At 60.2% G+C, this 17,472-nt stretch carries 16 protein-coding genes; 6 read left to right on the top strand and 10 right to left on the bottom strand.

Features of this window, described 5'->3' with window-relative positions; genetic code table 11:
• Positions 1-8: 8 nt before the first annotated feature.
• Genes JXR15_RS02795 through JXR15_RS02770 form a run of 6 tightly spaced genes read right to left on the bottom strand, consistent with a single transcriptional unit; the run spans position 9 to position 6,996 of the window.
• Positions 9-917 (bottom strand): rhodanese-related sulfurtransferase, encoded by a 909-nt coding sequence (locus JXR15_RS02795; RefSeq protein WP_422051715.1) that lies wholly within the window; start codon positions 915-917, stop codon positions 9-11.
• A gap of 59 nt (positions 918-976) precedes the next feature.
• A complete protein-coding gene (locus JXR15_RS02790) occupies positions 977-1,723 on the bottom strand; it encodes a sulfite exporter TauE/SafE family protein (protein ID WP_422051714.1) in 747 nt (248 codons plus the stop codon).
• A gap of 39 nt (positions 1,724-1,762) precedes the next feature.
• Positions 1,763-2,620: a 3-keto-5-aminohexanoate cleavage protein gene (locus tag JXR15_RS02785; protein ID WP_422051713.1), complete on the bottom strand. Its 858-nt coding sequence runs from the start codon at positions 2,618-2,620 to the stop codon at positions 1,763-1,765.
• A gap of 1 nt (position 2,621) precedes the next feature.
• Entirely contained in the window at positions 2,622-3,422 is an 801-nt protein-coding gene (locus JXR15_RS02780) for a TIGR03084 family metal-binding protein (protein WP_422051712.1), read from the bottom strand.
• Positions 3,419-5,374: an acetyl-CoA carboxylase biotin carboxylase subunit gene (locus JXR15_RS02775; RefSeq protein ID WP_422051711.1), complete on the bottom strand. Its 1,956-nt coding sequence runs from the start codon at positions 5,372-5,374 to the stop codon at positions 3,419-3,421. The genes JXR15_RS02780 and JXR15_RS02775 overlap by 4 nt, the downstream gene beginning before the upstream one ends.
• A gap of 2 nt (positions 5,375-5,376) precedes the next feature.
• The gene (locus JXR15_RS02770; RefSeq protein WP_422051710.1) at positions 5,377-6,996 is read right to left on the bottom strand and encodes an acyl-CoA carboxylase subunit beta; all 1,620 of its coding nucleotides are present in this window, start codon (positions 6,994-6,996) and stop codon (positions 5,377-5,379) included.
• Positions 6,997-7,130: 134 nt separating this feature from the next.
• Between JXR15_RS02770 and JXR15_RS02765 the strand changes: the two genes are divergently transcribed.
• The 5 genes from JXR15_RS02765 (at position 7,131) to JXR15_RS02745 (ending at position 12,720) form a co-directional block, all read left to right on the top strand.
• Entirely contained in the window at positions 7,131-7,919 is a 789-nt protein-coding gene (locus JXR15_RS02765) for a PaaX family transcriptional regulator C-terminal domain-containing protein (protein WP_422051709.1), read from the top strand.
• Between the two features lie 87 nt (positions 7,920-8,006).
• Positions 8,007-9,137 carry an ABC transporter permease gene (locus JXR15_RS02760; protein WP_422051708.1) on the top strand — a complete coding sequence of 377 codons (1,131 nt, stop codon included), beginning with the start codon at positions 8,007-8,009 and terminating at the stop codon, positions 9,135-9,137.
• Positions 9,138-9,139: 2 nt separating this feature from the next.
• Positions 9,140-9,943: an ABC transporter ATP-binding protein gene (locus tag JXR15_RS02755; protein WP_422051707.1), complete on the top strand. Its 804-nt coding sequence runs from the start codon at positions 9,140-9,142 to the stop codon at positions 9,941-9,943.
• Positions 9,944-9,946: 3 nt separating this feature from the next.
• Positions 9,947-12,061 (top strand): MlaD family protein, encoded by a 2,115-nt coding sequence (locus JXR15_RS02750; protein ID WP_422051706.1) that lies wholly within the window; start codon positions 9,947-9,949, stop codon positions 12,059-12,061.
• Complete coding sequence (locus tag JXR15_RS02745; protein WP_422051705.1) at positions 12,058-12,720, top strand: ABC-type transport auxiliary lipoprotein family protein; 663 nt, start codon at positions 12,058-12,060, stop codon at positions 12,718-12,720. Before JXR15_RS02750 ends, JXR15_RS02745 begins: the two co-directional genes overlap by 4 nt.
• Here the strand turns inward: JXR15_RS02745 and JXR15_RS02740 are convergent.
• The 3 genes from JXR15_RS02740 to JXR15_RS02730 all read right to left on the bottom strand — a co-directional run bounded on the left by JXR15_RS02740 (position 12,717) and on the right by JXR15_RS02730 (position 15,539).
• Positions 12,717-13,355, bottom strand: a complete 639-nt coding sequence (locus tag JXR15_RS02740; protein WP_422051704.1) for a PEBP family protein — start codon at positions 13,353-13,355, stop codon at positions 12,717-12,719. The two genes, JXR15_RS02745 and JXR15_RS02740, sit on opposite strands and share 4 nt — an antisense overlap.
• 125 nt (positions 13,356-13,480) lie before the next feature.
• Positions 13,481-14,584, bottom strand: a complete 1,104-nt coding sequence (gene leuB / locus JXR15_RS02735; protein ID WP_422051703.1) for a 3-isopropylmalate dehydrogenase — start codon at positions 14,582-14,584, stop codon at positions 13,481-13,483.
• 58 nt (positions 14,585-14,642) lie between these two features.
• Entirely contained in the window at positions 14,643-15,539 is an 897-nt protein-coding gene (locus JXR15_RS02730) for a LysR family transcriptional regulator (protein ID WP_422051702.1), read from the bottom strand.
• A gap of 97 nt (positions 15,540-15,636) precedes the next feature.
• Between JXR15_RS02730 and JXR15_RS02725 the strand changes: the two genes are divergently transcribed.
• On the top strand, positions 15,637-16,533 hold the full coding sequence (locus JXR15_RS02725; RefSeq protein WP_422051701.1) for an epimerase: 897 nt from the start codon (positions 15,637-15,639) through the stop codon (positions 16,531-16,533).
• On the opposite strand, the gene JXR15_RS02720 is transcribed toward JXR15_RS02725, so the two are convergent.
• On the bottom strand, positions 16,503-17,468 hold the full coding sequence (locus tag JXR15_RS02720) for an endonuclease/exonuclease/phosphatase family protein (RefSeq protein WP_422051700.1): 966 nt from the start codon (positions 17,466-17,468) through the stop codon (positions 16,503-16,505). The two genes, JXR15_RS02725 and JXR15_RS02720, sit on opposite strands and share 31 nt — an antisense overlap.
• Between the last annotated feature and the right edge of the window lie 4 nt (positions 17,469-17,472).

Genomic DNA, 17,472 nt, shown 5'->3' with positions numbered 1-17,472 from the left:
CTTTTGGATCAGTCCAGGCCGATAATGTGCTGCTCACCACGCTGGCGGGCCAGGGTCATTTGTTTCTGACGTTCCCGGAAGCGTTCTTTGTCGCCTTCGGAATACTCATCAACACATTGGTGACAGCTCACACCCGCCTCGTACTCTGGACGCTCCTGATCTGCGGGCAGGATTGGACGGCGGCAGGCGTGGCACAACAGGTGCGGGCCTTCTTTCAGCCCGTGCCCAACCGACACACGGCCATCAAACACAAAACACTCACCATCCCAGGTGCTCTCTTCCTGTGGCACCTCTTCGAGATACTTCAGGATGCCACCTTTCAGGTGATACACATCTTCCACACCCTGACTCATCAGGAAGTTGGTGGATTTCTCACAGCGAATGCCGCCAGTGCAGAACATCGCCACACGCTTGTTGTGAAAGCGCTCTTTGTTTTCTTCCCACCACGCCGGGAACTCTCGGAAAGTGGCGGTTTCTGGATCAACAGCGCCTTGGAAGGTGCCAATCGCCACTTCGTAATCATTACGCGTGTCGATGGTGACCACATCCGGCGACTGAATAAGCTCGTTCCAGTCTTCCGGGTTCACATAGTTTCCAACATGCGCGGTTGGATCCACGTTGGGCTGGCCCAGCGTCACGATCTCTTTCTTAAGCTTTACCTTCATGCGCGGGAAAGGCTTTTCCGCCGCCGCGCTCAGCTTCCATTCAAAGTTGGCGCAGCCGGGGAGTTTTTGGATGTAGCCAATCACCGCGTCAATGCCTTGGGGCGGTCCAGCGATGGTGCCGTTGATGCCCTCGTGGGCCAACAGCAAAGTGCCGGTGATATCGTGCTTCTGACAAAACGCGAGCAGAGGCGCCCGCAGGGCCTCGTGGTTGTAAAAAGTGGTGAAATGATAGAGAGCGCAGACTGTAAACATAGCGCCCCATTACGCCTATTTTACACACGTATCAAGACAGCCACCCCTGTGGCGTTTTGTCAGAGGAATGTGCTGATCCCGCCCCAAAGCAAGCGCAGCGCGATCAGGATCAGCAACACATTGAGCACCTTGTGAAATCCGTGGTCACTCATCCGGCCCAATACATGTTTGCCGACCCAGGTGCCCGCCGCGCCACATGCGATCAAGCCGGCGATGAAGATGGCCCAGGGGGCAAAGCCAAAGCCGAGCGCCGCGAACATCGCGACTTTGAGGCCGTGCTGCACCGTCATCAGCGCGGCATGGGTGGCCACATGGGTGTGGCGGTCCAGTTGCATGGTTTTCACATAGGCGGCCACAAATGGGCCGGTGGCGCCAAAGAACATGGTCAGGAAGGAAGAAAATGCGCCTGCGCCAATCGGCCATTTGCCAATCCACGCGGGTGTCTTGCCGAGCACCACCCACAAAAGGAACAGGCCAATGCCAATTTGCACAGTTGCGGGCGGCAGGCTCACGGCGACACTGCCGCCAATGGCCACGCCGATGAGGGCACCAATGGTGAAGGCAGGCAAAGCGCTGCGCAGGATGTGGCTGCGAAACATCGTGGCGCGCACGGCGTTGGAGCCCAGCTGTACCACGCCATGTACGGGGATCAGCGCCGCTGGCGGCAGGATCACGGCGGCCACTGCGAGGAAGATCGCCCCGCCGCCAATGCCAAGCGCAGCGGTCATCAAAGAGGTGGAAAAGCTCACCGCCAATAGGAATATCGCATGGGTTTGGGACAGATCTGGCGGGAGTAGGTCAATCATGCCGCTACTATGCGGTGAAATGGCTAGGGATCAAGACCTTCACCTGATCCCCAACATCTCCCGCGCGTCGGACGGACTGGCAACCCCGCGTCCCGCGTTTGTGGCGCAGGTGGCCAGCGCTTCAATCAATTGCCCGTTGGAGCGCGTCTTTTCGCCATTGGGCAAATAAAACGTGTCCTCCACCCCGGTGCGCAACATGCCGCCAAGCTCGGCGGCCTTTTGATGGGTCTGCCAAATGTCGCTGCGCCCAATCAGGGTGGCTTGCCAGAAACTGTCTTTCAGTAGGTAGGGCATCAGAAATTCCAGCAGCGCCGGGTCCACCGGCATGCCCGACGCCACGCCCATGACAAGGTTGTATTGCGCGCGGTTGGTCATGCCGTTTTGCACATACATCGCCACCGAGCGCACAATGCCGGTGTCAAAACACTCAAACTCCGGAATTGTGTTGGTCTCTGCCATCACATCGAGATGGTCCTGAATTTTGGACGGCTGGTTTTCAAACAACATCGGCGGCCAGGCCCACTCCCCATTGCTGCGCAACTTGAGGTAATTGAGCGATCCGGCGTTGCAGGCGGCAATTTCGGGTTTCAACGCGCGAATGCACTCCAACGCGCCGGAATAATCTGGCCCAACCACGCCTGTTGTGGCGTTGATCAGGATGTCGGGGCAGGCGTCGCGGATGGCGCCAACAATCTCCGTTGCCACCTTGGGGTCCCAACTGGACAGGTGGGTTTTGCCTGCTTCCTGTTGACGGAAGTGGATGTGGATCACGGCGGCGCCCGCGTCCATCGCCTCGCGCGCGGAGGCGGCGCACTGCGCGGGCGTGACCGGCACGGGGTGCTGTGTCGGATCGGTCAGAACGCCGTTGAGCGCGCAGGTGAGGATGGCTTTGCCCATCTCAGGCCTCCTGCTTGTGGCGGCTGCCGGGGGCGGGCGGCGTTTCTGGCGGACCTGCAAAACATTGCGCGTTGGCCATCCAGGTTTGGGCAACCTCACCCGTGGCGGTGAGCGCGGTGTTGGCAAAGGCGCGGGTCTGGGTGACGACGGCGGCAAAATCTGCGGCGGGGCCGGTGATGCTGTTGTCGCCTTCTTCGCCAAACTCCCAGGTTGCCCCGGAGGGCGCGGTCAGGGCGAGTTTGGGCATGACCTCGGGCACCGGCAGGCTGTGCACTTGATGGGACCAGCCAAAGGTGTTTACGCCAAGGATGACGATGTTTTTGATGCGGTCGCTGTCCGCGCGGACCTTGCCCAGCAGATCAAACACTTCAAACCCATGTGCCCAGGTTTCCATTTGCCGCGCGGTCATAGAAGAGCGTGCCGACATCGACGGGCCGACCCAGGGCAGGCGTGCCTTGGGGTCCATGTCGCGCCAGCGGGCGGCGATGTCGCGCGCGGTCTCGATCCAAAGGTCGCGTAGGTCGACACCGCGCTCGGCTATGGTTTCATTCTCATAGCTGCGAAGCGAGCCGGTGGCCTTGAGCGAGGCCATCGCCCCGCCCATGCGCGCCATAAAGGCGGCTTCGTCGGAGGCAGAGAGATCTGCGCCGGTGTTCCAAAAATGCAGGTGCACCAACACGTCTTCGATGGTCCAGCCTTTGAACTGGGTTTCTGTTCGCAGCTCTGCATCCGATAAGCCAGACAGGGCGTCATGCAGCACTTCGGATTCGGTGAGAAAATCGTCAGCTTGGGTGAGGGTCATGTTGGGTCTTCCATGGTCAGGATCAGCGCGCCTTTGGACAGCTGTTGTCCCGCCGCAACGTGGAGCGCGGCGACAACGCCGTCGGTGGCGGCGGTCAATTGATGTTGCATTTTCATGGCTTCAAGCACGGCCAGCGTGTCACCCTTTTTGACGGTGTCCCCTGCGGCCACGTTGAGTGCCACCAACAAACCCGGCATTGGCGCGGTGAGCGCGTCGGTGGAGGCGGCGTCGGTTGTGGCCCAGGGCTGCGAGCGGGTGACATGCAGGTGGTGCCCTGCGGTTTGAAGGTAGAGACCACCCGTTCCGTCAGGAACGTGATGCGCGGTGGTACGCAAACTATCGACGCGGAGATTGTTTGAGATCGTGTGGGTCCAGCTGTCGCCAGAAACCGTGATGTGATCCGTGCCAACACCCGAAGCGGCGAGCTTGTAGAGGTCTTCGTCGAGCGAGAGATCCAGCGGAATGGGCAGGCCGCCATCGCTGGAAAACCCTGCGAGAGTGGTGTCGGAAAGCAGACTTTGCGCCTGTGCAGCCGCGCTTTCGCTGCGCAGAAAAAGCGCGGCGGCAAGTGCGATGGTTTGGGGTGTGAGGGCGGTTTGCGGTGGTCCTTTGGGGTAGGTGTCATCCAGAAATGATGTGGTGGCCGTGCCGTTTTGCACCTCGGCATGATCCAGCAGATCCCGCAGAAACGAAATGTTTGTGGTCACGCCCAATACCGCTGTGTTGTCCAGTGCTTGGGTCAGGTTGCGCAGCGCTTCATCGCGGGTGTCCCCATAGGCAATGAGCTTGGCCAGCATCGGGTCATAATGCGGGGAGACCTGGTCCCCACTGCGCACACCGGTGTCCATACGGACGATGTTATCTGTCTCAAAATTATGGATTTTTCCAATTGAAGGCAGGAAGCCATTGGCGGGGTCTTCGGCATATAGCCGGACCTCAATAGCATGTCCTGTGAGCGTGACGTCCTCTTGGGAGACGGGCAGGGGGGTGCCCTGCGCGACGGCGAATTGAAGTGCCACCAGGTCCAGGCCCGTGACCATCTCGGTGACCGGATGCTCGACCTGAAGGCGGGTGTTCATCTCAAGGAAGTAAAAATCTTCGCCATTGCCATCGAGCAGAAACTCTACCGTGCCCGCGCCGATGTATCCCACCGATTGGGCTGCCGCGATGGCGGCTTTTTCCATACGCTTGCGTAGGGATGGTGTCATGCCCGGAGCGGGGGCTTCTTCAATTACCTTTTGATGGCGGCGCTGGACCGAACAGTCTCGTTCGCCCAATGCAATCGTTTGGCCGTCGTGATCCGCAAAGACCTGAATTTCAATGTGGCGGGCGTTTTGCACGGCGCGTTCGAAGATCAGGGTGTCCTTGCCAAAGGCCGCGCTGGCTTCAGCGCGGGCCAAGGTGAGCGCCTCGGGCAGGTTGTCCAAGTCCGTGACCAGCCGCATACCTTTGCCGCCACCACCCGCTGCGGCTTTGACCATGAGAGGCACGCCGATGTCGCGTGCGCGAGCCAACAATGTCGCATCAGCTTGGTCATCGCCTTGATAGCCGGGCACGCAGGGCAAACCAGCTCGAAGCATATGCGCTTTGGCAATGGCCTTGTCGCCCATGATCTCGATGGCCTCTGGTGAAGGGCCAACGAAGATAAGGCCTGCCTCAGCAACCGCCCGGGCGAAGTTAGCGTTCTCAGAAAGGAAGCCATAACCAGGGTGGATTGCCATGGCACCAGAGGCTTTGGCGGCGGCCAAAATGGCGTCGATGTTGAGGTAGCTGTCTGCCGCCGGAGCGGGGCCGATGTGGTGCGCCTCATCTGCCATGGACACGTGCAGCGCATTTGCGTCGGCATCTGAGTACACCGCGACCGTGCGCAGACCGCGGTCGCGAGCGGTGCGGATGATGCGACAGGCGATTTCACCACGATTGGCAATCAGAAGGGTGTCAAACGTGCTCATGATCACATCCTCGCCACGCCAAAGCTGTTGGAGTTGAGATCGCGACGACGGGCCTCAGCCACTGTGCCAAGGCAGAAAGCAATCACCTTGCGGCTGTCGCGCGGATCGATCACGCCATGGTCGAGCACTTTGCCGGAGGTGAAGAACGGCGAACTCTGCGCATCAAACAGGCCTTGAATGGCGGCTTCTTGTTTGGCCATGCGGGCCTCATCCACGTCGACGCCTTTGCGGGCGGCGCCAGCGCGGGCGACCTGGCTCATGGTTTTTGCGGCTTGCGCGCCGCCCATGACGCCAGAGCGGGAGGTCGGCCAGGCAAACAGGAAATCCGGTTGGTAAGCGATGCCGCACATGCCGTAGTTGCCTGCGCCAAAGCTAGCGCCGCAGTAGAGCGTGATTTTGGGCACACGGGCGTTGGACACGGCCTGAATCATCTTCGAGCCGTGTTTGATCATCCCGGCCTGTTCATAAGCGGTGCCGACCATGTAGCCGGTGGTGTTGTTGAGAAACACAAGCGGTGTGCCAGCCTGATCGCAGGCCTGAATGAAATGTGTGGCCTTGTTGGCGCCTGCCGGATCGATGGGGCCATTGTTGGCAAGGATGCCAACAGTGTGGCCGTGGATTTGCGCCTGAATACAGAGGGTTGCGGGGCCAAAATCCGGTTTGAATTCGTCAAAGTCGGAGCCGTCGACAAGGCGGGCGATCAACTCGCGCGCGTCATAGGGCGTGGACCAGTCAGCGGGCACCACGCCTGCGATTTCATCCACGTCAAAACGCGGTTCGTCAAAGTTGCGCTCCTCTGGCTTGGCCATGTCACAGTTCCAGTCCAGCCGCGCCATGACCCGGCGGGCCAGTGCGATGGCGTGCACATCGTCTTCGGCAAGGTATTCCACCAGACCGGAGGTGGTCGCGTGCATTTCCGCGCCGCCAAGATCGGCATCTTTGGAAATCTCACCGGTTGCCGCGTTCACCAAAGCCGCCCCTGCAAGCGCCGCCATGCCGTTTTTCTTCACGCCAATCACGTAGTCGGAGAGGCCGGGCATGTAGGCGCCGCCCGCAGTGGAGGGGCCGTGCAAAACCGCAATAGTGGGCAAACCGGCCGCCGAGAGACGCGCGAGATTGCGGAACACACCGCCGCCCAAAGCCCAGTCTTCGACGCGGTAGTTCATCAGGTTGGCGCCCGCGCTTTCCACCAAATGCACAAACGGCAGCTTCTGACGCAAGGCAATCTCTTGCGCGGACAGCATGGCTTGCAACGACATTGGCGAGAGCGCACCGGCGTTGATGCCGCTGTCATCCACCAAAATCATGCAGCGCACGCCAGATACAAAGCCAATTCCCATCAGGAACGTGCTGCCCGGCAGGGACTTTTCAGGGTCATCGCTGTCTTGCAAATACCCCGCAAGGCTGTGCAGGCGCAGGAACGGTAAGCCGGGATCCAGTAGGCGGGCGAGACGCTCGCGTGGGGTGATCTGACCACGTGCCGCAAAGCGCTCTCGGCGTTGTTCGGATTTCTCCGCCGTCCGGTTTTCGAACGCACGCAGTTCCGCCACAGCGGTCAGCATGGCATCGCGGTTTTCACCAAACGCAGGCGCGTTGGGCGTGATTTGGGTCTCAAACGACATGGGGGCTCCTCCTCCTGAGCGGTCCCGAATTTTGAGACCACTGTGAGCCGGGCGCGCGGGCGCTTCAAGACAGCGTGGACGTGACGCTGCGGCTCAAGCTTGTTGTTGCGGCCGGACAGGGGTAAGATTGGCCCATGCAAACTGTTGATCTGCAAGAAGATATCAATGTTGTCGCTGGTTGTGGCCCACTCAAGGTCTGGTCGGTTGTGGTCACCATATTGGGCGACCTGTTGCAAAGTGAGGAGGCGTGGCTGTCCGGGCCTGTGCTGGATGCTTTGGTCAATCGGCTTGGGATCAATAATCAGGCGTTGCGGGTGGCGGTACATCGGTTGCGACGCGATGGTTGGATTACCTCGGAGAAACGCGGACGGCTGTCGGCCCATCAATTGACGGCCAAAGGCTGGGCCGAGACCGAAGCGGTGCGCGGGCAGATTTATGGCACGGCGGATACGGCGGAGGCGGTGTGGTTGGCGGTTGGCGGTCCGAATCTGACGGCGGCTGAGTTTCTGGAGCTTTTGCCGCCCCATGCGGTTTCTTTGTCAGCACGCAGTGCGCTGGGCGCCGGGACCGTGCGTCCGAGTGAAGACGTGTTGCTGAGTAAGTTCAAACCTGAACGTGTGCCGGATTGGGCTGTGAGCGCTTTGGCGCCCCCTGAATTGGCGGCCGAATATAGTGCGTTGTCTGCGGCGGTCGGGCTTGTGCTTGCGCATAGCACACCGGACGGCACGCTGGACCGCACCGCGTTGCGCCTGGTGATCTTGCACCACTGGCGGCGGTTGCGGCTGCGACACGGCGCGGTTCAGGATGCGGTTTTGCCATCTGATTGGCCTGGCGCGCGGGCGCAGCGGTTGGTGATGCAGGCACTCACGCGGCTGGAGCGCCCGGAGGTGGCAGAGCTTGAGCGGCAAGTGGCGCTAGGCTAGGCTTTTACGAAACGGTTTGAGGCAACAGAATTAGGGCAGGATGATCCGAGGTTTGGCGGATATTTCGGACGACGGAGCACGCAGCGCATGAGCGCTTTGGCGGCGCCAGACCTGCAGGTCGCGGCTCACGACGGACGTGGCATAGTCCGTCTGTCCGGCGCTTTGCTAACCGAGTTTCTCGCCGACATGGAAGTGCCTTTTGCACAGGCTGCGCCAACTGAGACGCACGTCGACATAGACCTCTCCGCGCTCACTGCATTTGACACAGGGGGCGCGTGGCTGGTCTCTCAACTTCGCACGCGATTGCAGGCACAGGGCGCCGAAGTGCAGATCACTGGTGCTGCGGATCATCTTGCATTGATCGAGACCGTGGCCACCGCCACACCGGAAGAGACCCCCCATGAGCTGCCGGAACACGGACGCTGGCAATGGGTGGCCGATATTGGCCGCAAGCTGGTGTCCGGATGGGGCGACGCGCTGTCACTGGTAAGTTTTCTCGGACAAACACTGGCAGGGTTGGCGGATGTGGTAGTGCGTCCGCACAAAGTCCGCTGGGCCAGTTTGGTCACGCATATGCAAGACGTCGGCTTAAACGCGGTGCCGATTGTGGCGCTGATGGGCTTTCTGATCGGCGTGGTGCTGGGCTTTCAGGGCGCAAGTCAGTTGCAGCAGTTTGGCGCAGAGGTCTTTGTGGTCGAACTGATTGGCATTTCGGTGCTACGGGAGCTTGGTATCCTGCTGACCGCGATCATCGTCGCCGGGCGCTCTGGCTCGGCTTTCACTGCCTCTGTTGGTTCGATGAAGGTGCAGCAAGAAATCGACGCCATGCAAACCTTGGGCCTTGATCCGGTGCGGGTGCTGGTGGTGCCACGGGTGCTGGCGCTGTTGATTATGTTGCCGCTTTTGGGCTTCGTTGCCAACCTGTTTGGCCTCTTTGGAGGCGCGCTGATGAGCTGGGTCAGTCTGGATGTGAACCCGGGCATGTTCCTCACCCGCCTGCATGACAACATCGCGGTCAAACACCTGCTGGTCGGCATGGTCAAAGCGCCGTTCTTTGCGCTGGTGATTGGTGTGGTGGCCTGTTGGCAAGCCTTCCAGGTGAAAGGCAGTTCCACCAGCGTGGGCCAACGCACAACTTCCAGTGTGGTGCAGGGTATCTTTCTTGTGATTGCGCTGGATGCGCTGTTCTCGATCTTTTTTGCGCAGTTGGGGGTGTGAACATGAGTGATACCCCAGAGCGTGACGCCATCATCAAGGTCCGCGGGCTGCGCAATCAGTTTGGGCCACAAGTGGTGCATGACAATCTCGATCTGGATGTCTGGCGCGGCGAAGTACTGGGCATCGTAGGCGGGTCCGGGACCGGCAAATCGGTGCTTTTGCGCACCATTGTGGGCCTGAACAAACCGGCGGCGGGCACAATTGAGGTGCTGGGCACCAATGTGCTCACCGCGCCTGAGGAGGAACGGCGCAAGGTTGAAACCCGCTGGGGCGTGGCCTTTCAGGACGGGGCGTTGTTCTCCTCGCTCACGGTTTTGCAGAACGTGATGGCACCGATGCGCGAGCATCTGAAGCTGTCGACCAACTTGATGAAGGAACTAGGTGCGCTCAAGATCGGTCTGGTGGGCCTGCCGCAGTTGGCTTGTGACAAATTGCCCAGCGAGTTGTCGGGTGGGATGCGCAAACGGGCGGCTCTCGCACGCGCCTTGGCACTCGACCCGCAGATTGTGTTTTTGGATGAGCCGACGGCGGGTCTCGATCCCGTCGGGGCGGCGGCCTATGACGACCTGATTGGCGAGTTGCAGCGCAGTCTGGGCATCACCGTCTTTATGGTCACCCATGATCTGGACAGCCTCTATGCGATTTGTGATCGCATTGCGGTGCTTGCCGAGAAGCGTGTTCTGGTAGAAGGTCCAATAGAAACAATGACGGATGTCGACCATCCGTGGGTGCAGGAGTATTTCACCGGCCCACGTGCGCGGGCCGCGCAGGTCAAAGGCACGGGCAACGGGACTGGGGGCACTTAAGGCATGGAGACACGGGCAAACTACCTCCTGATTGGGGTGTTCGCGCTGGTCGGCCTGATCGGCTCGTTCCTGTTTGTGCTCTGGCTCGCCAAGATCGATCTGGAAAAGCAATACGCCTATTACGACGTGCTGTTTGAGAACGTCGGCGGTCTCGGGATGGCGGGCAGTGTGCGCTACAACGGCCTGCCGGTGGGGCAGGTTGTGATGCTGGAGCTGGATGAGGAGAACCCCTCGCTGGTGCGGGTGCGCATCGAGGTGGGGGCTGATACGCCGGTAAAAACCGATACAATTGCCAAACTGCAGGGACAGGGCGTGACCGGCGTGAGCTTTGTGGCGCTTTCTGGTGGCACACTTGAGGCGGCGGCCTTGCCGCAATATGGCGAAATCACCACAGAAAAGAGCGCGCTGCAATCTGTGGTCGAAGGCGCGCCGCAGTTGATGGAAAAGGCGATTGGCCTTCTGGAAAACCTGCAAGGTGTGGTCAGCGAAGAAAACACCGCTGCGGTGAATGAGCTGTTGGGCAATTTGGCCAGCGCCTCAGGCCGGTTGGATCGCACTTTGGCCGAGTTCGAAGAATTGTCTGAAGATGTCGGCAGCGCGGCACGCGAAATTGCGGCTTTCACCACACGGCTGGAGGCTTTGTCGGATACCGCAGAAGTGACTTTGGTTGAGGCAACCGGTGCGCTGGGCTCGATCAAGGAAGCCGCCGAGCGTACCAAGGGCACGCTGGAAAATGCCGAGAGCGCCTTTGCTACGGCAGATGGCTTGATGAAAGAAGACCTCAAAGACTTCATCCAGCGTGGCGCAGATGCGGCAGCGGCGCTGGAGAATGTGGTGGAGGTGCTGGAGCCGTCGGCAATTTCCGCGATGCAATCGGCGCAGGCTCTGATCGACGAACGCCTGCCCGCCTTGGTGCAGCAGGTGCAGGACACGGCGGCGGTGATGGAAACCCAGATCGCGCAGGTTGGCACCGATGCATCAAGCTTGATGGCACGGTATGAGGAGGTCGGCACCAGCGTACAGGCCCGTGTCGAACAGACCCAGACCGCCATATCGGCCTTTGAAACCGCCACCAACGCGGCGACAGACACGCTCAACTCGGTGCGGGTGGCCTCGGATACGGCGACCACCGTCATGAACACGGACCTGCAACCGTTGGCGGATGAGGCCACGGCGGCGCTGACCACGGTACGCGACATCGCGACCACCAAAGTTTCGCCCTTGATTGATCAAACCAACGAAACGCTGGTGGCGATTGAAACCGGCGTGGCGGAGATTACAGATCAAGGTGCGGTGATGCTGGAAACCGCCACGGCGCGGTTGGTTGAGGCGCGAGGCACGCTCGCGAACTTCAACGAGGCTTTGGAGCTGTCGGACGAAATGCTGCGCTCGCTAGATGACACGGCGGATGCGGTGAACACGCTGGTGCGTGGCGGTGCAACGGACATGGTCGAAGATGCCCGTGAAGCCGCCGCCAGCGCGCGCAGCGCCTTGGATGCCATCCGCGTGACCGTGGACGAGCGCCTGCCAGAGGTGGTGGAAAACATCTCTGAAGCCGCGCAGGCCGCCAACACCATGATTGCCAGCATCGACACATTGGCGGTGGATGCGACCGGCCAATTGGCGACGTTGTCGCCACAGGCCAGTGACGCGTTGACGACGGCCATCGATACGTTTGAGCGCTCCAACCGTACCTTGGAGGCAATCTATCAGGCGATGGAAACCGCCGACGCCACACTGGCCACAGCGGGCGACACCTTTAGTGGGGTGAACCAGATCCTCGATGAGGATGTGGATCAGATTATGACCGACATCAGCGGCGCGGTGGCAGCTGTTTCTGGCACCGTCACAGGCGTTTCCGATGACATCAGTAAGGCGTCGGATGAGGTGCTGGCCGCCTCGCAATCCGCGTCTGATTTGCTGGGTACTGTGAATGGCATCGTGCAGCGCAATGAGCGGCAGGTGTCGGAATTCCTGCGGCTGGGTCTGCCGCAAACTGTTAAATTTGTGGAGGAATCCCGCTATCTGGTTGGCAATCTCGACCGGTTGGTGGCCCGGATCAAACGCGATCCGGCGCGGTTTCTTCTCGGCACGCAAGGATCGGAGTTTAGCCGATGACACGATGGGGATGGGCAAAGGTATTGCTGGGCGCGCTCGCGCTGTCTGGCTGCGGCGGATTGGGTACGTTGAACCGCGCGGCCTCACCGACGGATCTCTATACGCTGACGCCGAAAAGCACCTTCTCGTCGGGCTTGCCCCGTCTGAGCCATCAGATTGTGATCGAGGAACCCACGGCCCACGCTGCCGTGGACACCGACCAGATCGCGGTGCAGCCGACGCCCTATCAGTTTGAATATCTGCCCGTGGCGCGTTGGGTCGACCGCGCGCCGGTGATTGTGCAGACGCTGCTGATCGAAAGCTTTGAAAACAGCGGCAAGGTGGCTGCCGTGGGCCGCTCGTCGGTGGCGCTGCGCCCGGATTTCCTGATTGTGTCAGACCTGCGCGAGTTTCAGGCGCGCCTTCCGGCGGTGGAAACCGAAAGCAACGCGCTGGAAATCCACGTGCGCATGAACCTCAAGATTGTCGACGCCTATGACGATCACATCATTGGCTCAAAATCCTTTGAGAAAGTGATGCTGTCGCCCACGGATGAGATGTCGGATGTGGTTGTGGCCTTTGATGACGCCTTGGGCAAAACCATGCGCCGTGCGGTGGAATGGAGCGTGAAAACCATCTACAGCCATGGTCAACGCAACCCGCGCCCGGCGCTGCGCTAGCGGATCAGCAATCGGCAAATCATCGTGTTGTTGGTTTCCAGATCCGGCCCCCAGATGAACTCCGCCTGCCGGTCCCATTTGATATCGTTGTATCCGTCTTTGGGGCGCACCTGACGCTTCTTGTATTCCGTCGCCCGAGGCCAATCTGAATCGTCAAAATACTCCGCGGTCCAGCCCCGTGGCGGCTTGCTCGCCTCAAAGCCACAGGGCCCTTCGCCCACGCGCGGGTTGCGCTCCTTGGCGCAGGATTTGTTGAGCGGCGCCTGATGGATTACCTTACAACGCCAGTCTTTGTCCGACACCGTCACAATGTCTCCAGCGGCATCTTTGATCTGCAGGATCACCCCGCCATCACCCATTTGCTGGCGGTTGGTACCGATGTATTCCAACCCGGTGTCGTTCTCTTTGAAATCTTTGGCCATCAGCGCCAACATAAACGGACGCTCGGCGCGGAAGGAGAAACTCTCGGCGTTAAACGAGCGTTCCGTGGCGATGGAAATGCGGTCCTGCCCCACCAGGGACCCATTGGCATAGAGGGCAAACCAATTGTCAGCCCAGACGTCCGCCTTGAAGGTTTCTGCGGTTGCGGCGGTACTTAGAACCAGCGTGAGGGCGCCCCCGAGGACATGCTTCATGTCGACCTCCAAAACTTGCCTGCCTTAGTGGTAGCAGCTTGATGAAGCCCGCGGAAAACAAATTGCCAAAAAGGTAAAGGCGCCCCTAAGGACGCCTTCGCAATTTTGTAAGCTGTTGCTTGTGCCTACAGGCTGGCATCCAAGGCTGCCAGCAAAGCGTCGCCCATTTCAGAGGTGGACACCGGGGTGCCACCGTCGGCCTGCATCAGGTCTGCTGTGCGCACGCCGTCGGCCAGCACCTTCTCCACAGCCGCTTCCAGACGATCGGCTTCAGCACCTTCGTCAAAGGAGTAGCGTAGCGCCATCGCAAAGGAGAGCACACAGGCACATGGGTTGGCTTTGGCTTGACCCGCGATGTCAGGTGCGGAGCCGTGTACCGGTTCATACAGCGCTTTGGGGCGGCCGTTCTCCATTGGCGCACCAAGGGAGGCGGACGGCAACATGCCCAGCGAGCCGGTCAGCATCGCGGCACAGTCGGACAGGATGTCGCCAAACAGGTTGTCGGTGTAGATCACGTCAAACTGCTTTGGCGCGCGCACCAGCTGCATCGCGCCGTTGTCGGCGTACATGTGGGAGACTTCCACCTCTGGGTAGTCTTTGGCGACTTCGTTCACCACTTCACGCCACAGGATGCCGCTTTCCATCACGTTGGCTTTTTCCATGGAGCACAGACGTTTGTCGCGCTTCATCGCCAGTTCAAACGCGGCCCGTGCGCCACGCTCGATCTCGGATTCGGTGTAGCGCTGGGTGTTGATGCCCACACGCTCGTTGCCTTCTTCAAAGATGCCGCGCGGCTCGCCAAAGTAGACGCCACCGGTCAACTCGCGCACAATCATGATGTCCAGACCGGACACAATGTGGGTCTTCAGAGAGGAGAAATCCGCCAGCGCGTCAAAACACTGTGCCGGGCGCAGGTTGGCGTAAAGGTCCATCTCTTTGCGCAGGCGCAGCAGGCCACGCTCTGGCTTCACCGAAAAGTCCAGATCGTCGTATTTAGGACCACCCACAGCGCCAAGGAGAACCGCGTCTACTTCTTGGGCTTTCGCCATGGTGTCGTCGTGCAGCGGCACGCCGTGTTTGTCATAAGCTGCACCGCCAACAAGGTCTTCACTCACGTCGAATTTCAGGCCACGTTTGTCGCCAAACCAGCCAATGACGCGCTGGACTTGGGTCATGACTTCGGGGCCGATGCCGTCGCCGGCGAGGATGAGAAGCGAAGGGGTGCTCATTGCGGTACGTCCTTGATCAAATAGGTTCGCTACGGGTTACCGAGTGACGGGTGAAAGATCAAGAAACAAAGGGCTTTAATGCGCTCTCCAGCATGCTCCAGACGCGGGAAATGCGCGGGGTGTGGCGCAGGCTTTCATGGGCGGTGAGCCAGACCGGCAAATGCGGGATTGGAAAGTCGATTTTGATCTCTTCGATTCCCGGGGTTTGCCGCGCAATGTGGCTCTGGCAGAACCCCAACCCACAACCTGCACGCACCAGTTCCCAATAGGTGGTTTGATGGTCACAGCGTACCGGAAACCAATCCCGGTCGGCCGGGATGCCCATGCGCCGCATCTCGCGGATGATGTCGTCATTGGCGTCATAGCCCACGATGTCATGATGGGGCAGATCATCGGCCCCGGATGGGCGGCCTTTGCGGGCGATGTAGCTCTCGGCGGCAAACATGCCGAGCGTGATGTCACCGAGATGTTTGGTGATCATGTCGAGCTGCTCGGGGCGGTACATGCGCACGGCGACGTCGGCCTCGCGGAACAGCAGGTTCTGTGAGTGATCTGATGGCACCAGCTCAATCTGAATTTGCGGCTCCTGCTGGCGCAGATCGGCCAGAATGTTGGGCATGACATGATGCGCCATGAAGACGGACGAAGAAATGCGCACAGTACCGGCTAGGTCGGTTTCTCCACCCGCCGCGGCCAGCGAAAGGTCGGCCATGGCGGCGGCCATGCGTTGCGCGGGCAAAAGAAGGGCTTGGCCTGTGTCCGTCAATTCAAAGCCCCGCGCGTGGCGGTGGAAGACCTCAACCTTCAACGTGTCTTCGAGCGTTTTGATATGGCGGCCCAAGGTGGGTTGGGAGGCATTAAGCTGTCGTGCTGCGCCGGAAAGGGAGCCGGTTTCCGCCACGGCCAGAAAGGACTGGATCAACGACCAGTCGAGGTTTGAGAGTGCCTTTTCCATTCATTTATGAATATCACGGCTGCGAATTTCGCCAATACCTATCTGTCATCGTATGCCGCATGTTTGTTCCAAGACGCCAGACAGCAGGAGACAGATCATGGCACAGACGGTTTTGATACTTGGCGCAAACGGGCGGTTTGGACGCAACGCCGCGCAGGCTTTTGCCAAGGCGGGATGGGAGGTGCGCAGCTTTGATCGCAGCAAAGACCGGCTGCGCGAGGCGGTGCATGGGGTGCAGGTGATCGTGAACGCCTGGAACCCGCAATATTTTGACTGGGCCACACAGGTGCCAAAGCTGCACGACGAGGTGATTGCCGCTGCCAAGATGGTGGATGCCACGGTGATTGTGCCGGGCAACGTCTATGTTTACGGCAAAGACACGCCAAGCCCGTGGGGTGTGACCACCCCGCATCAAGCGACAAACCCTCTTGGCCAAATTCGACGCGAGATGGAGCGGGCCTATCGCTTTAGCGAGGTGCGCACGATCATTCTGCGGGCCGGGGATTTCATCGACACCGAAGCCTCGGGCAATTGGTTTGACATGATCATGACACCCAAGATTGGCCGGGGCGTGCTGACCTATCCGGGAAAACTCGACGTGGACCATGCTTGGGCCTATTTGCCGGACCTCTGCCGTGCCGCGGTGATGCTGGCAGAGAAGCGCGATCAACTGAACCGTTTTGAGGACGTGCCGTTTCCGGGCTACACGCAGACAGGCAACGCGTGGACGCAGGCTTTGGAGCAGGTTCTGGGGCGCACGTTGAAGGTCAAATCCATGGCGTGGTGGGCCATCCAACTGGCCTCGCCGGTGTGGAAGTTGGCGCCGCATTTGCTGGAGATGCGCTACCTGTGGAACACGCCGCATCGCCTAGACGGCGCGCGGTTTGAGGAACTGCTGCCGGAGTTTGAACCCACCGAGCTGCACAGGGCCTTAGCCACTGCGCTGCCAGAGACAGCGGTGCCTCAGAAGGCGATGTCGACCCAAACCATATGATGGCGGCTGGCCATGATGTCTTTTTGGGATAGCACCTCGTGGTCCGGGTCATCTGGCCTTGGCCAAAATACCCCAGCGTCGGTCACCTTTAGATCGGCGCTGGGCAAAACATAATCGACCCGCAAATCCCCCGGCGTCGGCTCGCGCCAATCCACAGTGGGACCCGCCTTTGACAGCGGGTCTTGTAGGCGCGGATCGTTGAGCAAGGTTTGAATGGCTTCATGCCGCCCTTCGCCTTTATGCAGGTCGAGGTTCGCCCCCCCCATCAAAACAAACGGCGGCTGCGGTGCGGGACCAAGTTTGCCGTCCATCAGATGAGACCACAGCCGAATTTCATCGGAATTGCGCAACCCGTTTTGATCCTCCGGCCCGTCAAACACCGGCGGCCCCGCGGCAAAGAGCATGAGCGTCACCGGGCCATCCGGACGCAGCACCGGCACAACCCAATGGCCATTGGACGACAACCGCTGAACGGCTTGCGCCTTTTCAGATGGGAACGGCAGGCCATCGACCTCGAGCAGGGTGGCCTCCGGCAGATCCCGCCACAGCAGCGCCGAGAAATCCACCGCCTCGCCAAAAGGCCAACGCGACAGCACCACCATGCCACCGGCCCCCCGAAACTTGCCATAGCCCTGTGCATCCGCCGGTGTGTGCAATCGCCCGTCGCCGTTCATGTCGAGCTCAGTGGGAATGCCGGTGTTAGGCGGCTGCGCAAAGACATACGGATAGTCCAACCCTCCTTTGCCAAAGTGATCGCGCAGCGCCTTTGCCCCTAGCAGATCGGCGTCATAGTCCACACCTTGCAGGAACAGGATATCTGGCGCGAGATGTGTCACCACCTGCGAGATCGCCACAACCTGCGGATCGTCCCGCGTGATGTCGCGCAGCATGAGGCCCGGGCCTTTGCGGGCCAGCTCTACATCATATGTCGCCACGCGG

The organism is Shimia sp. (assembly GCF_049116215.1).
Taxonomy (GTDB): domain Bacteria; phylum Pseudomonadota; class Alphaproteobacteria; order Rhodobacterales; family Rhodobacteraceae; genus Shimia.
Note: the sequence above shows the minus strand (reverse complement) of the source record. Positions and strands in the feature narration are given on the sequence as shown.

Coding starts and splice junctions, on each gene's coding strand:
- JXR15_RS02795 (WP_422051715.1), bottom strand. CDS start 917: ATGTTTACAGTCTGCGCTCTCTATCATTTCACCACTTTTTACAACCAC.
- JXR15_RS02790 (WP_422051714.1), bottom strand. CDS start 1,723: ATGATTGACCTACTCCCGCCAGATCTGTCCCAAACCCATGCGATATTC.
- JXR15_RS02785 (WP_422051713.1), bottom strand. CDS start 2,620: ATGGGCAAAGCCATCCTCACCTGCGCGCTCAACGGCGTTCTGACCGAT.
- JXR15_RS02780 (WP_422051712.1), bottom strand. CDS start 3,422: ATGACCCTCACCCAAGCTGACGATTTTCTCACCGAATCCGAAGTGCTG.
- JXR15_RS02775 (WP_422051711.1), bottom strand. CDS start 5,374: ATGAGCACGTTTGACACCCTTCTGATTGCCAATCGTGGTGAAATCGCC.
- JXR15_RS02770 (WP_422051710.1), bottom strand. CDS start 6,996: ATGTCGTTTGAGACCCAAATCACGCCCAACGCGCCTGCGTTTGGTGAA.
- JXR15_RS02765 (WP_422051709.1), top strand. CDS start 7,131: ATGCAAACTGTTGATCTGCAAGAAGATATCAATGTTGTCGCTGGTTGT.
- JXR15_RS02760 (WP_422051708.1), top strand. CDS start 8,007: ATGAGCGCTTTGGCGGCGCCAGACCTGCAGGTCGCGGCTCACGACGGA.
- JXR15_RS02755 (WP_422051707.1), top strand. CDS start 9,140: ATGAGTGATACCCCAGAGCGTGACGCCATCATCAAGGTCCGCGGGCTG.
- JXR15_RS02750 (WP_422051706.1), top strand. CDS start 9,947: ATGGAGACACGGGCAAACTACCTCCTGATTGGGGTGTTCGCGCTGGTC.
- JXR15_RS02745 (WP_422051705.1), top strand. CDS start 12,058: ATGACACGATGGGGATGGGCAAAGGTATTGCTGGGCGCGCTCGCGCTG.
- JXR15_RS02740 (WP_422051704.1), bottom strand. CDS start 13,355: ATGAAGCATGTCCTCGGGGGCGCCCTCACGCTGGTTCTAAGTACCGCC.
- leuB (WP_422051703.1), bottom strand. CDS start 14,584: ATGAGCACCCCTTCGCTTCTCATCCTCGCCGGCGACGGCATCGGCCCC.
- JXR15_RS02730 (WP_422051702.1), bottom strand. CDS start 15,539: ATGGAAAAGGCACTCTCAAACCTCGACTGGTCGTTGATCCAGTCCTTT.
- JXR15_RS02725 (WP_422051701.1), top strand. CDS start 15,637: ATGGCACAGACGGTTTTGATACTTGGCGCAAACGGGCGGTTTGGACGC.